Raw genomic sequence first — 12,963 nt, 5'->3', positions numbered from 1 at the left:
TAATCACCTCGAACTAGCTTCTGGCAAGAAAGGCAATACTCGCCGAGTTGCATTAGGTAATCGCATCCAACCCTGCTCACCGATCTGTTCAAGCGAAACTTGAACCTTACCATCAATAATCGGCAGCCATTCTCCACTACTCAACTCTATGTGTCCCTGCATTTCAGGGTCAAATTCTAATGTGACACCAGTAACTTGCGGTGTAAACCAACCCGCAAACATGCCCCCCAACTCTTGTAATAAACTTTGCATTTGTGGCAACAGATGGTTGATTTGCTGATAAGAGACCAGCCCTTCTAGTGGTTGTTTGCTCAATACCACCACAGAAAAATCACAACGCATATCGTTTGGTGTATCCACAAAAACCAGTGGGTTGGCTTGCCGTAAATGGTTATCGAGAGGAAGTAATAACTCATAAGATTTATTGGAAGACAATAACTCATAATGAGCTTCTTTTTCCATCCATGCTTTTTCAATCGGGCAAAGCTGTTTATTTTCGGCATTCACAAAAAAAATACCGACTTTCACATCCGAATACTGTTCTTTTGTGTTGTGTTTTAACTGAGAAAACAATTTTGAATAAGTAAACATGTATTCTTGTGCTTGAGCAGGAAGCGAAGCTCCCAATGATAGGCAAGTTAGTAGAAGTGTCGTCGGTAGTCTCATGTTTATTCACTCTGCCAATAAGGTTGGTTATGACGCATCATCGTTTGTAAATCGTGCACATAATCTTCACCACGTTCCGAGTATTTCAGTAAGCCATTGCTCAATGCCATAGCACTTTCGACACTAAAAAGGTCTGCATCACGCTGACGTAACTGGAAGCGGATTTCTCTGAGATCGTGATAGGCTGGGTTGCGATTGACGTTCATAAAATAACGATGGATAGATTCTTGTACTGAACTAAATTTTGCTACCTCATGAGTCATCCCCTCCTGACGAGCCAAAGGAACCAGGCCACAACCTTGTACGTAACACCATTGGCCAAAATAATTATTCGCTTCCCTAGCAAAGCGTGAAGTTCCCCAAGCTGACTCATTGGCGGCTTGAGTTAGTACCAGCGCTTCAGGTAGAACATCAACTCGATGCCACATTGCATCAAACCATGCCTCTGTCTGAGTGTCTTGCCACTCAATGCCATATCGCTGACCTAATTGAATGGCTAGCGCTCGATGCTGGGCTGACATTTTACCTTTACTTACAACGTGCTGTAACTGAGTAATCTGGCTCCTCTCTTGCAAAATCCGAGCATTTTCAAAAGCAACCCCAGGTTTTAAGTAAGAGAAAAAGGCATGTTTTTTTTCTCGTACATCGTTGATAGACCGAAAATCGGGAGCGTCAGATACCGCTTGCCCTTGGAGTACCGCCTCGGGCTCATCAGCCATTTTTTGATAAACATAAAGACCACCGCAGATTGTCAATACGATACCAATAAACATCAAAGTAAATTTACGCATTAAACACCTGTGAGTCTGAGTTATCATTATCGTGATCGTTTGGTTTTTTGGTGGCGATAATTTTCAAACGAATACCAAACATATTTCGATAAATAATGCCTTTAACATGAAAAAAGAAAGGCAACACAAAAATAAGTCCAATACCGTAAAATAATACCGCAGCGACAAACATCAGCATCAATAACGCATAAATGGCCACCAACGGAATAAGTTTTCTATTGACTGCACGCAATGAAATCCAGAGCGATTGAACAGGCGGTACACGTTTTTCACAAATAAGAAGAATGGCACCACTAAATGCTAATGAAAAATACATCGATAAAAGCGGAAAAATCATTCCGGCGATACCTTGTAACAATAAGCTCAATAAAGTAGCTACAATCACTGGAATCGTAAATTGTAACCCTTTCGTAATATGGCTCGTTTTAGTTTTTAACCCAGCGGCGTGGCTCATGGCCATTAAACTCACACCAGCATAAATCGGCGCGCTGACCACTTCATAACTGAAATTAGCGATCAATATTCCCTGTACTATTTCTTGTGGAAACCCCTCGGCCTGCTCTAATGCGGTCAGAATGAGCGATGGATCACCGATCATCAGTTTCAAGGCGATAAAGAAAATAGCCACCTGAGCTATAATCATGATCCCAACCGCCGGAGAAAAGGATAAGAAATGCTTTAGGGTACAATCCCACGCTTCTTTTAATATTTCTCCAACTTTGAGTTGATATTGCCCCGAAAGGGCTTGCTCAACCGTTCCGCCTAAGTTGAATTCTTTTTCTAAATTATTACTCATAGTTTGCCCTAGATTGGCTGTTTAAAAAGCGAACACACCAAAATGAAAAATATTCGATCATTATACTGAAATACGGCGCAGTCTAAAATCTCATTACCAAACTCGACTTGCTTTCTGCTTTACATGGTCAATAATTAACCGCTTGAAAGCGTTGAAACTTAGTAAAATAGCTCGGTTAAAGATCACCATCATTTGCCCATAAAAATTTTTCTGTTTCAAGAGGTGAAAATACTTTGATTTCAGCGTTTATGGTAATTATGATGCGCCCTTTAAGAACATAACCAAGTTACTTAATGATGGCTCGATTTCATGGTCTTGATGGTCATCAATCTGTTGGTTGTATCACTAAAATTACTTTATGTCACACTCCGGTACACTGCTTACTCACTTTCTACTGTGAATAGATCAATGATGCATTCAACAGGATAAGGAGTAGGATAAGGGTATAACGACTACACGTGGGAGAAAAACAGACGTTGAATAAACAACACTCGGTAGGTACGCCAGTTATTCGTCTATCTGGCATTAGCAAAAGCTTCGATGGAAAAGAGATCATCTCTCACCTGAACTTAGATGTGAATCATGGTGAATTCTTGACTATTCTTGGCCCATCAGGGTGTGGTAAAACCACCGTATTAAGAATGATCGCTGGGTTTGAAACGGTTGATGCTGGCCAAATATTACTTGATGGTCAAGACGTTACCAAAGTTCCCGCCGAACAAAGGCATGTTAATACGGTTTTCCAAAGTTATGCTTTATTTCCTCATATGACCGTGTTCGACAATGTTGCCTTTGGATTGCGTATGCAGAAAGTTCCTAGTGCCGATATTGAACCTCGCGTGATGGAAGCTTTGCGTATGGTGCGTTTAGAACAAATGGCGCAACGCAAACCCCACCAGCTATCAGGTGGTCAGCAACAACGTATCGCTATTGCTCGAGCCGTGGTTAATAAACCGAAAGTATTACTTCTTGATGAATCTTTATCGGCTCTTGACTATAAGCTGCGTAAACAAATGCAAATCGAGCTTAAGCAGCTGCAACGTAAACTAGGCATTACCTTTATTTTCGTGACTCACGATCAAGAAGAAGCTTTATCGATGTCAGATCGTATTATTGTCATGCGTGATGGAATTATTGAGCAAGATGGCTCTCCTCGTGAGATTTATGAAGAACCTAAAAACCTCTTCGTTGCGCGCTTTATCGGTGAAATCAATGTATTTAATGCAGAAATGCAAGAACGTATCGATGATAAGCGGATAAAAGTCACGATCAATGATGTGCCTGCTATTGTTTACTACGATCAAGCGGTCGTAAAAGGCGATAAATTGCAAGTTCTACTTCGACCTGAAGATCTTCTTATCGAAGAAATTAAAGAGTCGGAAACTCGAGGCATTGTCGGCCACGTCACTGATCGAACTTATAAAGGAATGACGTTAGAGTCGATCGTTGAGTTAGACTCTGGTATGCGAGTGTTAGTCAGTGAATTTTTTAATGAGGATGATCCCGACGTAGACCACTCTATCGGCCAAAAAGTCGCGATTACTTGGATTGAAAGCTGGGAGGTGGTCCTCAATGATGAGCAACAAGATTAATCTGCAAAATGCGATTATCGCATTAATTGTCGGATGGCTGACTCTGTTTGTTCTTATTCCTAATCTGATGATTATTGGAACTAGTTTTCTCACTCGTGATGAATCCAATCTGATTGATTTTACGTTTACCTTTGAAAACTATTTACGCTTGATGGATCCTTTGTATGCCAAAGTCATGCTGCACTCGTTTTATATGGCGATTGTCGCAACACTGTTTTGCTTAGTCATTGGCTACCCTTTTGCTTATATTGTGGCCAAAATGCCAGAAAAATGGCGTCCTATCATGCTATTTCTTATCATTGTTCCTTTCTGGACCAACTCATTAATCCGCACCTATGGATTAAAAGTAGTATTAGGTACCCAAGGGATCTTAAATAAGTTACTGCTCGGAATCGGAGTAATCGAGACACCATTGCGTATCATGTACACCGAAACTGCCGTGATGATTGGTTTGGTCTATATTCTACTGCCTTTTATGATCCTACCGCTCTATTCTGCGATTGAAAAACTCGATAGCACTTACATTGAAGCTGCGCGAGATCTCGGTGCCAATAAGCTACAAACGCTGATCAAAGTAGTATTGCCTTTAACGATGCCCGGAATTATTGGTGGTTGTCTACTCGTTCTACTCCCGGCATTAGGCATGTTCTATATTGCTGATCTCCTTGGTGGTGCGAAAAACTTGCTGATTGGTAACGTGATTAAGAGCCAAGTTTTAAATGCTCGAGATTGGCCGTTTGGGGCTGCAACCAGTATCGCCTTAACCGCAGCAATGGCCATTATGCTATATGCCTACTACCGTGCTGGAAAATTATTGAATAGAAAAGTGGAGCTAGACTAATGGGAAGAACAGTTAGATTTAGCTTTATGAGCTTGGTATATCTCTTTTTATACCTCCCTATCGTAGTGCTTATCGTCAACTCTTTTAACGATAACCGGTTCGGCATCCGTTGGGGTGGGTTTACCACCAAGTGGTATCACGCTTTAGTGAATAATGATAGCTTGATGCAAGCTGCATGGCACTCAATTACTGTTGCGGTATTTTCCGCCACAGCTGCCACCCTCATCGGTAGCCTAACGGCCGTTGCTCTGTTTCGATATCAATTCAAGGGTAAAAAAATGGTCAATGGTATGTTGTTTGTCGTCATGATGTCACCAGACATTGTCATGGCCATTGCCCTACTAGCACTCTTTATTGTCTTAGGCGCACAACTCGGATTTTTTACGCTGTTAATTGCCCATATCACATTCTGTTTACCATTTGTGGTTGTGACGGTATACAGCCGCTTAAACGGTTTTGATGTGAAAATGCTAGAAGCCGCAAAAGATTTAGGCGCAAGTGAATGGGTGATTTTGAAAAAAATCATTCTTCCTTTGGCGAAGCCCGCTGTTGCCGCTGGTTGGCTATTGAGCTTTACACTATCTTTAGACGATGTGATTATTAGCTCGTTTGTGACCGGGCCCACCTACGAAATTTTACCGCTAAAAATTTACTCGATGGTTCGGGTTGGAATTTCACCAGAAGTGAATGCGTTGGCAACCGTGATGCTAGTCGTTTCATTACTACTTGTGATCACATCACAGTTGTTAGCAAGGGAAAAAGTGAAGTAATATTCACTTGATATTTAACACGGAACAGAATGGCGATCGTCATTCTGTTTTTCTATATAACGCCCCATGGGGCTACGTTTGGTTTGGAGCTAACGTCAATGAAAAAATGGGCTACTCTATTAGCTGGTAGTGCATGTGCGCTTTCTCTGTTATCACATACAGCGGTTGCGCAGGATGAGGAATTGGTATTTATGAACTGGGGGCCATACATTAATAGTGGCATACTAGAACAGTTTACTAAGGAAACTGGGATTAAAGTTATTTATTCTACTTATGAATCGAATGAAACTTTATATGCCAAGCTAAAAACCCATAACCAAGGCTATGATCTTGTCGTACCGTCGACTTACTTTGTGTCGAAAATGCGCGATGAGGGAATGCTGCAAAAGATAGATAAATCAAAGTTAAGCAATTTTGCTAACTTAGATGCGAACTATCTCAATAAGCCTTACGATCCAAATAACGACTACTCAATTCCTCATGTTGTGGCAATTACCGGGCTTGCGGTCAATACCGATATGTATGATCCCAACGATTTTCAAAGTTGGGGTGATTTGTGGAAACCAGAATTAGCCAGTCAGCTCATGTTGATGGATGACACGCGTGAAGTCTTCCATATTGCTCTGCGTAAACTTGGTTACTCCGGTAACACAACGGATGATAAGCAGATTGATGAAGCTTATGCGGAGTTACGTAAACTGATGCCAAATGTGTTGGTTTTCAACTCTGATAACCCCGCTGCTCCTTATCTCTCTGGCGAAGTTGGCCTAGGTATGTTGTGGAATGGTTCAGCCGCTGCAGCACAGAAAGAAGGGCTCCCGATTAAATTAATCTTCCCAAAAGAAGGCGGAATCGGATGGGTCGATAACTTTGCGATTAGCTCTGGTGCAAAAAATGTCGAAGCAGCACATAAAATGATCGACTTTTTATTGCGTCCTGAAATTGCGGAGCAGATTTCTCGTGATACTGGATATCTAACCGGGGTCGCCCAATCTAATGCAAAATTTAAAGATGTTGAACCGCTTTTCCCTTCACAAGAAGATTTAGATCGTGTTGAGTGGCAAGCCGCCGTTGGCCATAAAACCGTGAAGTATGAAGATTATTTCATGAAGTTAAAAGCCGGACAATAACCTAGCAGTATTGATAAATAGGTAGCATTAGCTGCCTATTTTTTTTGGGTCTGCTATACTTAGCCACTGATTAGCTTCACCTTTTGCCTAATTTAGGCTATTGCTATAAGAATACGGAACTGTAATGAAGAAAAGTAAACTGTATGCTGGCGCTTTATGCGCAGCCGCGCTATTCACCACCTCTGTTATGGCTAGCGACAATGAACTCTATTTCTACAACTGGTCTGAATATATCCCTAATGAAATTCTTGAAAATTTTAGCAAAGAGACCGGAATCAAAGTTATTTATTCCACTTATGAATCGAATGAGAGCATGTATGCTAAGTTAAAAACACAAGGCTCAGGCTATGACTTAGTTGTCCCTTCGACTTATTTTGTCTCAAAAATGCGTAAAGAAGGCATGTTACGCGCGATAGATAAATCGAAACTTAGCCACTTTGCCGATTTAGACCCTAACTTTTTAAACAAATCATTTGATCCTAATAACAACTACTCTATTCCTTATATCTGGGGAGCAACGGGCATCGGTATCAATACTGATATGTTAGATAAAAGCGCCATTAAAAATTGGGGCGACTTATGGGATGCAAAGTGGGAAGGTCAACTCATGCTAATGGATGACTCGCGTGAAGTTTTCCATATCGCATTAAGCAAACTGGGTTATTCCCCTAATACTACCGATCCAAAAGAAATTGAAGCCGCTTATCACGAGTTAACCAAGTTAATGCCTAACGTATTAGTATTTAACTCCGATTTTCCTGCCAACCCATTTCTAGCCGGAGAAGTCTCTCTAGGAATGCTGTGGAACGGCTCCGCTTATATGGCACGTCAAGAAGGCGCATCGATTGATATTATCTGGCCTGAAAAAGGCGCTATTTTTTGGATGGATAGCTTAGCCATACCCGCTGAAGCTAAAAATGTCGAAGCAGCTCATAAGATGATCGATTTCTTATTACGTCCTGAAAATGCTGCGAAAATCGCTCTAGAAATTGGTTATCCGACGCCAGTAAAAACCGCGCATAAACTTCTACCAGAAGAATTTGCTAACGATCCAAATATCTTCCCACCACAATCGGTTATGGAAAGTGGTGAATGGCAAGATGAAGTCGGTGACGCCAGCGTACTTTACGATGAATATTTCCAACGACTCAAAGTAAAATAATCATTGCTTACCAGATAAATCAACAGCGACACTTGTGTCGCTGTTGATTTATGGAGAGATTATCCCGCTTTCTACTTGAAGCTACAGTGGTGTCGGTTATGTTCTTTCACCCCACCTCGCCATTCTTGGCTCTTAACAAAACCAACCTACGACTGTTCACATTTATTCCAGACCAATTTACCGCTTAGCAGCAACTCCAAGTTGTTTGAGGATAGGCGCAGCAATGTGTTCGATATATCACAACAGTTGGTTAATGATGATGTTAGATAACGTGCTTAGTGCAAGACTATTTTTCAGATTTAACTCAAAAGAAGCATTAAGCCGAATACAATGATCATATTGTTCGGTAAGGCTGAACATTTTCCCTGGGGCAATACTAATACTATTGTTTAATGCTTCTCGATATACCTGCAAAGCGTCGATCTGTTTAGGAAGCACTAACCAAATAAAATACCCGCCACTTTGACTGAACACGGTGACCTCTTTAGGTAAAAGTGTCTTGAGTCGCTCCGTCATTTTGCGTTTTCGTTCAGACAGTTTTTTCCGCAACTGCTTCAAGTGCGATTCATAATTACGACTCGTCAAATAGTGCACCAACGTCATCTGAACTGGCGCACTTGTCGCTAGTGTACTCATTAACTGTAGCTTTTGAATCTCTAACGCTTGTTTCCCTGCAGCAACCCACCCAATACGAAGCCCAGCAATTAACGATTTAGAAAACGATGAACACAGCATGGTATTACCTGTATCATCGAACATTCTTAACGGATGTCCGGGTTCATCTCCGGAATAAAGTTCGTTATATACATCATCTTCAATAATCGGGATCTGATATCGTCGAATAAGTTCAACCAATTGTTGCTTCTTCTCGTTGGTTAAGGTAAATCCTAAAGGATTTTGGCAATTCGACATCAGCCAACATGCCTTGACATCGTGCGTTTGTAACGCCTTTTCCAAAGAATCTAAATCAATTCCAGTCACAGGATCTGTTCTAACAGATAATGCCTTTAACCCTAATCTTTCTAACGATTGCAGAGCGCCATAGAATGTAGGTGACTCAACCACAACCCAATCCCCAGGTCGAGTACATGCCTGTAAACTCAATGTTAATGCCTCTAACGCTCCTGCTGTAATGATAATTTCATCTGGTGCAATCTCAACACCTTTAGCGGCATAGCGCTTCGCAATAATTGAGCGCAATTGTTCGTTTCCTGGTGGTAAGTTATCAAATGTGGAAGAAATCGGCATATTACGAGCGGCGGCACTCATCGCCCGATTAACGTGATAACGCGGATAGAGGCTTGGATCTGGATAGGCAAAGCCAAAGTTAACTATGGAGGGATTTTTACTGGCCTGCAACACATCGAAGATAAATGCATTTATATCGACTTGCTCCGTCCATGCAACGGCAGTTGAGACTTGTTGAGTCTCATGTGCGCTTTTCATCCTGGGGGCAACTCGATAACCGGAGCGAGGTTGAGAGATGAGCCAGCCTTGTGATTCTAAAAGCTGGTATGCATGCAATACCGTCATTAAACTTAAGCCAGAATGTTCAGATTGACGACGAAGAGAAGGAAGCTTATCCCCAGAGTGCCATATCCCCGACTTTATCTGTCTTTTAAGCTGTTCAACTAACTGTTGATATTTTGCCATACTCACAACCTCGCGATTTACACTCCTCAAAATAATAACACTTTGGTTAATATTCTGTTATGGATTTATCGTGTTTATCTGTATCTACTTCCTGCACTTTTCTCCTTTTAAACTAGCATTCTGATAATACTAATAAGCTCAAAGGAAGTTTCATGTTTGGCCTCGACGCATTGATCCTTGCAAGGATACAGTTTGCCTTCACTGTCTCTTTTCATATTATTTTTCCCGCCATTACTATCGGTTTGGCAACCTATCTCGCCGTTCTCGAAGGTTTATGGCTCAAAACCCGTAATCCCGATTATCAAAAACTCTATCACTTTTGGGCTAAAATCTTTGCCGTTAACTTTGGAATGGGGGTTGTCTCTGGCCTTGTTATGGCCTATCAGTTTGGCACCAACTGGAGTGGTTTCTCTGATTTTGCCGGCTCAATAACAGGGCCATTGCTTACTTATGAAGTCTTAACAGCTTTCTTTCTTGAGGCTGGATTTCTTGGCGTGATGTTATTTGGCTGGCATCGGGTTGGTGAAAAACTGCATTTTTTTGCCACCTCCATGGTCGCGTTAGGTACGATTATTTCTACCTTCTGGATTCTTGCTTCAAATAGCTGGATGCAAACACCACAAGGCTATGAAATCGTCAATGGACGCGTGGTACCAACGGACTGGTTTGCTATCGTGTTTAACCCTTCATTTCCGTATCGTTTAGTCCACATGAGCGTTGCTGCTTTTGTTAGTTCGGCCTTGTTTGTTGCCGCAGCCGCCGCTTGGCACCTACGCAAAGGAAACCAATCTTCAGCGATAAAAACTATGTTTTCGATGTCATTAGGCCTTTTAGTTTTCCTCGCGCCTCTTCAGGCGATTATTGGCGATATGCACGGATTAAATACGCTAGAGTATCAACCCGCAAAAATCGCCGCCATTGAAGGTCACTGGGATAACAGCGATGGCGAACCAACACCATTAATCATATTTGGTATGCCGAGCATGGAACAAGAGCGAACAAACTTTGCGATAAAAATACCAATATTAGGTAGCTTACTTCTGCGCCATAGTTTAACCGAGCCTATCCCTGCGTTAAAAGATTTCCCTAAAGATGAGCGACCGAACTCCCCTATCGTATTTTGGTCATTCAGGATCATGGTCGGGCTAGGTTTATTGATGATTGTTCAAGGTTTTTACAGTCTATGGTTGCGAAAGAAAAATACACTTTATACCTCACGTTGGTTCCTCAAATTTTCTCTACTTATGGGCCCTGCTGGTCTTATTGCCATACTCGCTGGCTGGTTTACTACCGAGGTTGGACGTCAGCCGTGGGTTGTATATGGCGTACAAAAAACCCGCGATGCTGTTTCTACACATGGCGATCTTCAGATGAGCATAAGCCTATTGTGCTTTCTTGTGGTGTATAGCTTAGTGTTTGGCTTTGGTTACTACTACATGATCCATCAGATCAAAAAAGGGCCTGATATTATCGAGCAAAGTGAACCCCATGAACTAACAACCATTTCAGGCCGTATGTAGTCTCTCTAATAGCAATAAAGGTAAAGAATATGCATTTTGATTTATCCGTGATTTGGTTCGCAATCATCGTTTTTGCAACGCTGATGTACATCATTATGGATGGCTTCGATTTGGGAATCGGTATCTTGATGCCCTTGATTCAGGATGAGAGGCAAAAAGACGTCATGGTCAATAGCGTAGCTCCCGTCTGGGATGGGAACGAAACGTGGATTGTACTGGGTGGCGCATCGCTTTTAGGTGCCTTTCCACTCGCTTATTCGGTCATTATAGAAGCATTAACGATCCCTTTAACGCTGATGTTGATTGCTTTGATCTTTCGCGGTGTGGCGTTTGAATTTCGCTTTAAGGCATTGGAAAATCATTTAAAGTTCTGGGATCGCTCTTTTATGATCGGTTCTATTTTAACGACTTTTTTCCAAGGCGTGGTGGTTGGCGCTCTAATTGAAGGGTTCGATGTTAAAAACCGTGTTTTTGCGGGGGGTCAGCTTGATTGGCTCACTCCTTTCCCAATATTTTGCGGGTTCGGTTTGGTAGCAACGTATGCACTGCTCGGAAGTACATGGTTAATTATGAAAACTGAAGGTGAACTACAAAATACGATGTACCGATTTACTCATTACATCTTGCTAGTCATGATCTCAATATTAATTATTGTCAGTATTTGGACTCCACTTGCTTACCCATCGATTGCCGAACGGTGGTTTTCGCTACCCAATTTATATTATCTGGTTCCGGTGCCAGTTCTTACTGGGATAGTATGCTTTAAACTAGCCAGTTCAATCAGAACCCGTAAAGAGCGTAGCCCTTTCATCATGGCATTGCTGATCGTACTCTTCGGATTCGCAGGACTTGGCATCAGTATCTGGCCTAACATTATTCCACCGAGCATATCAATATGGGATGCTGCCGCGCCGGCCAGTAGTCAATCTTTTATGCTCATAGGTACCGCTATTATTGTTCCCATAATACTGGCTTATACCTCTTGGAGTTATTACGTTTTTTCAGGAAAAGTAAAACAAGGTCAAGCCTATCACTAAATAAATTGGTAAGGAGTCTCTATGAAGATAAAACAATGGTGTATCCAATGGGCATGGATGATCGGTCTTTGGGGTGGCAGTGTTCTCGCGTTAGGTATTATTTCAAGCCTATTTCGAATCATGATGACAGCTGCGGGATTAAACACTTAACCAGCCTCACCAAATCAAAATATTTCTGATTGAAGGCGAACACTATTAATAGGTTCGCCATGGTGTCAAAGGGCAACCTTAGGCGGGCTTCGATTCGGTTTGTAAAGCTAATAATTCATCAACTAAACGAGGCACTTCAATGCTCGCCTTGCCATAACGTTTCTCTGCAAATTCACTTTCCACAGCACTCGGTTCAAGATTAATTTCGATGGTATGTGCACCATGCATTCTTGCATCATGCACAAATCCTGCAGCAGGATAGACAACACCGGAAGTGCCAATGGAAATAAACAAATCGGCCTGCTCTAACGCGGTGTAAATATCTCCCATACGTAATGGCATCTCCCCAAACCAAACAATGTGAGGCCGTAGCTGTTGCGGAATTTGGCAGCAATGGCATAGATCTCCCATGTTTAAATCATCCTGCTGCTCAATCACTTGATTAGAAACACTGCATCGCGCTTTTAATAGTTCTCCATGCATGTGGATGACATTATGACAGCCTCCTCGTTCGTGGAGGTTATCGATATTCTGAGTGATGATGGTAACTTGGCCATGAAGTTTTTTTTCTAACTCGCCTAAAGCAATATGTGCAGCATTGGGCGCTATCGTTGCTGACTGTAACTTGCGACGACGTTGATTATAAAACGTTTGTACCAGATCAGGATCACGTTCAAATCCTTCTGGTGTGGCTACGTCTTCAATACGATGATTTTCCCATAAACCATCTTGAGCTCGAAACGTTTGAATACCAGACTCGGCAGAAATCCCCGCACCGGTTAGTACAACAATATTTTGATAGGGAAAGTTCATACCATATTCCTTCTCTTCACTATATTAGAACTAGCTTAACAT

Annotated in this window: 13 protein-coding genes; 8 read left to right on the top strand and 5 right to left on the bottom strand. The window is 41.9% G+C overall.

The annotated features are described in order from the left end of the window. Nucleotides 1-3: 3 nt before the first annotated feature. From CAG57_RS05960 to CAG57_RS05950, 3 genes are all read right to left on the bottom strand, one after another. A complete protein-coding gene (locus tag CAG57_RS05960; protein ID WP_161427111.1) occupies nucleotides 4-666 on the bottom strand; it encodes a DUF2987 domain-containing protein in 663 nt (220 codons plus the stop codon). Nucleotides 667-668: 2 nt separating this feature from the next. Beyond that, the gene (locus CAG57_RS05955; RefSeq protein ID WP_425445526.1) at nucleotides 669-1,385 is read right to left on the bottom strand and encodes a glucosaminidase domain-containing protein; all 717 of its coding nucleotides are present in this window, start codon (nucleotides 1,383-1,385) and stop codon (nucleotides 669-671) included. 64 nt (nucleotides 1,386-1,449) lie between these two features. Next, the gene (locus tag CAG57_RS05950; protein WP_099612429.1) at nucleotides 1,450-2,253 is read right to left on the bottom strand and encodes a hypothetical protein; all 804 of its coding nucleotides are present in this window, start codon (nucleotides 2,251-2,253) and stop codon (nucleotides 1,450-1,452) included. Between the two features lie 458 nt (nucleotides 2,254-2,711). Between CAG57_RS05950 and potA the strand changes: the two genes are divergently transcribed. From potA to CAG57_RS05925, 5 genes are all read left to right on the top strand, one after another. After that, on the top strand, nucleotides 2,712-3,845 hold the full coding sequence (gene potA / locus CAG57_RS05945) for a spermidine/putrescine ABC transporter ATP-binding protein PotA (protein WP_161427315.1): 1,134 nt from the start codon (nucleotides 2,712-2,714) through the stop codon (nucleotides 3,843-3,845). Then, the gene (gene potB, locus CAG57_RS05940) at nucleotides 3,829-4,686 is read left to right on the top strand and encodes a spermidine/putrescine ABC transporter permease PotB (protein ID WP_202597822.1); all 858 of its coding nucleotides are present in this window, start codon (nucleotides 3,829-3,831) and stop codon (nucleotides 4,684-4,686) included. Before potA ends, potB begins: the two co-directional genes overlap by 17 nt. Beyond that, entirely contained in the window at nucleotides 4,686-5,456 is a 771-nt protein-coding gene (gene potC, locus CAG57_RS05935; protein WP_161427313.1) for a spermidine/putrescine ABC transporter permease PotC, read from the top strand. The genes potB and potC overlap by 1 nt, the downstream gene beginning before the upstream one ends. A gap of 98 nt (nucleotides 5,457-5,554) precedes the next feature. Next, complete coding sequence (locus CAG57_RS05930) at nucleotides 5,555-6,586, top strand: extracellular solute-binding protein (RefSeq protein WP_099612432.1); 1,032 nt, start codon at nucleotides 5,555-5,557, stop codon at nucleotides 6,584-6,586. 124 nt (nucleotides 6,587-6,710) lie between these two features. Continuing rightward, a complete protein-coding gene (locus CAG57_RS05925; protein WP_099612433.1) occupies nucleotides 6,711-7,748 on the top strand; it encodes an extracellular solute-binding protein in 1,038 nt (345 codons plus the stop codon). A 237-nt stretch (nucleotides 7,749-7,985) separates the two neighbouring features. On the opposite strand, the gene CAG57_RS05920 is transcribed toward CAG57_RS05925, so the two are convergent. Beyond that, a complete protein-coding gene (locus tag CAG57_RS05920; protein WP_161427816.1) occupies nucleotides 7,986-9,401 on the bottom strand; it encodes an aminotransferase-like domain-containing protein in 1,416 nt (471 codons plus the stop codon). 152 nt (nucleotides 9,402-9,553) lie between these two features. Between CAG57_RS05920 and CAG57_RS05915 the strand changes: the two genes are divergently transcribed. From CAG57_RS05915 to CAG57_RS05905, 3 genes are read left to right on the top strand one after another with little or no spacing between them, the layout of a single operon-like run. Then, a complete protein-coding gene (locus CAG57_RS05915; RefSeq protein WP_161427815.1) occupies nucleotides 9,554-10,921 on the top strand; it encodes a cytochrome ubiquinol oxidase subunit I in 1,368 nt (455 codons plus the stop codon). A 29-nt stretch (nucleotides 10,922-10,950) separates the two neighbouring features. Then, entirely contained in the window at nucleotides 10,951-11,958 is a 1,008-nt protein-coding gene (gene cydB, locus CAG57_RS05910) for a cytochrome d ubiquinol oxidase subunit II (protein WP_099612436.1), read from the top strand. Nucleotides 11,959-11,979: 21 nt separating this feature from the next. Beyond that, nucleotides 11,980-12,108, top strand: a complete 129-nt coding sequence (locus CAG57_RS05905; RefSeq protein WP_099612437.1) for a DUF2474 domain-containing protein — start codon at nucleotides 11,980-11,982, stop codon at nucleotides 12,106-12,108. A gap of 78 nt (nucleotides 12,109-12,186) precedes the next feature. Here the strand turns inward: CAG57_RS05905 and cobB are convergent, their stop codons facing one another. Beyond that, complete coding sequence (cobB, locus tag CAG57_RS05900) at nucleotides 12,187-12,921, bottom strand: Sir2 family NAD+-dependent deacetylase (protein WP_161428485.1); 735 nt, start codon at nucleotides 12,919-12,921, stop codon at nucleotides 12,187-12,189. Nucleotides 12,922-12,963 lie beyond the last annotated feature (42 nt).

Origin of the sequence: Vibrio sp. V30_P3S12P165 (assembly GCF_009904905.1) — a bacterium.
In the GTDB taxonomy this organism is placed as follows: Bacteria; Pseudomonadota; Gammaproteobacteria; order Enterobacterales; family Vibrionaceae; genus Vibrio; species Vibrio fujianensis.
Note: the sequence above shows the minus strand (reverse complement) of the source record. Positions and strands in the feature narration are given on the sequence as shown.

Coding starts and splice junctions, on each gene's coding strand:
- CAG57_RS05960 (WP_161427111.1), bottom strand. CDS start 666: ATGAGACTACCGACGACACTTCTACTAACTTGCCTATCATTGGGAGCT.
- CAG57_RS05955 (WP_425445526.1), bottom strand. CDS start 1,385: ATGGCTGATGAGCCCGAGGCGGTACTCCAAGGGCAAGCGGTATCTGAC.
- CAG57_RS05950 (WP_099612429.1), bottom strand. CDS start 2,253: ATGAGTAATAATTTAGAAAAAGAATTCAACTTAGGCGGAACGGTTGAG.
- potB (WP_202597822.1), top strand. CDS start 3,829: ATGAGCAACAAGATTAATCTGCAAAATGCGATTATCGCATTAATTGTC.
- potC (WP_161427313.1), top strand. CDS start 4,686: ATGGGAAGAACAGTTAGATTTAGCTTTATGAGCTTGGTATATCTCTTT.
- CAG57_RS05930 (WP_099612432.1), top strand. CDS start 5,555: ATGAAAAAATGGGCTACTCTATTAGCTGGTAGTGCATGTGCGCTTTCT.
- CAG57_RS05925 (WP_099612433.1), top strand. CDS start 6,711: ATGAAGAAAAGTAAACTGTATGCTGGCGCTTTATGCGCAGCCGCGCTA.
- CAG57_RS05920 (WP_161427816.1), bottom strand. CDS start 9,401: ATGGCAAAATATCAACAGTTAGTTGAACAGCTTAAAAGACAGATAAAG.
- CAG57_RS05915 (WP_161427815.1), top strand. CDS start 9,554: ATGTTTGGCCTCGACGCATTGATCCTTGCAAGGATACAGTTTGCCTTC.
- cydB (WP_099612436.1), top strand. CDS start 10,951: ATGCATTTTGATTTATCCGTGATTTGGTTCGCAATCATCGTTTTTGCA.
- CAG57_RS05905 (WP_099612437.1), top strand. CDS start 11,980: ATGAAGATAAAACAATGGTGTATCCAATGGGCATGGATGATCGGTCTT.
- cobB (WP_161428485.1), bottom strand. CDS start 12,921: ATGAACTTTCCCTATCAAAATATTGTTGTACTAACCGGTGCGGGGATT.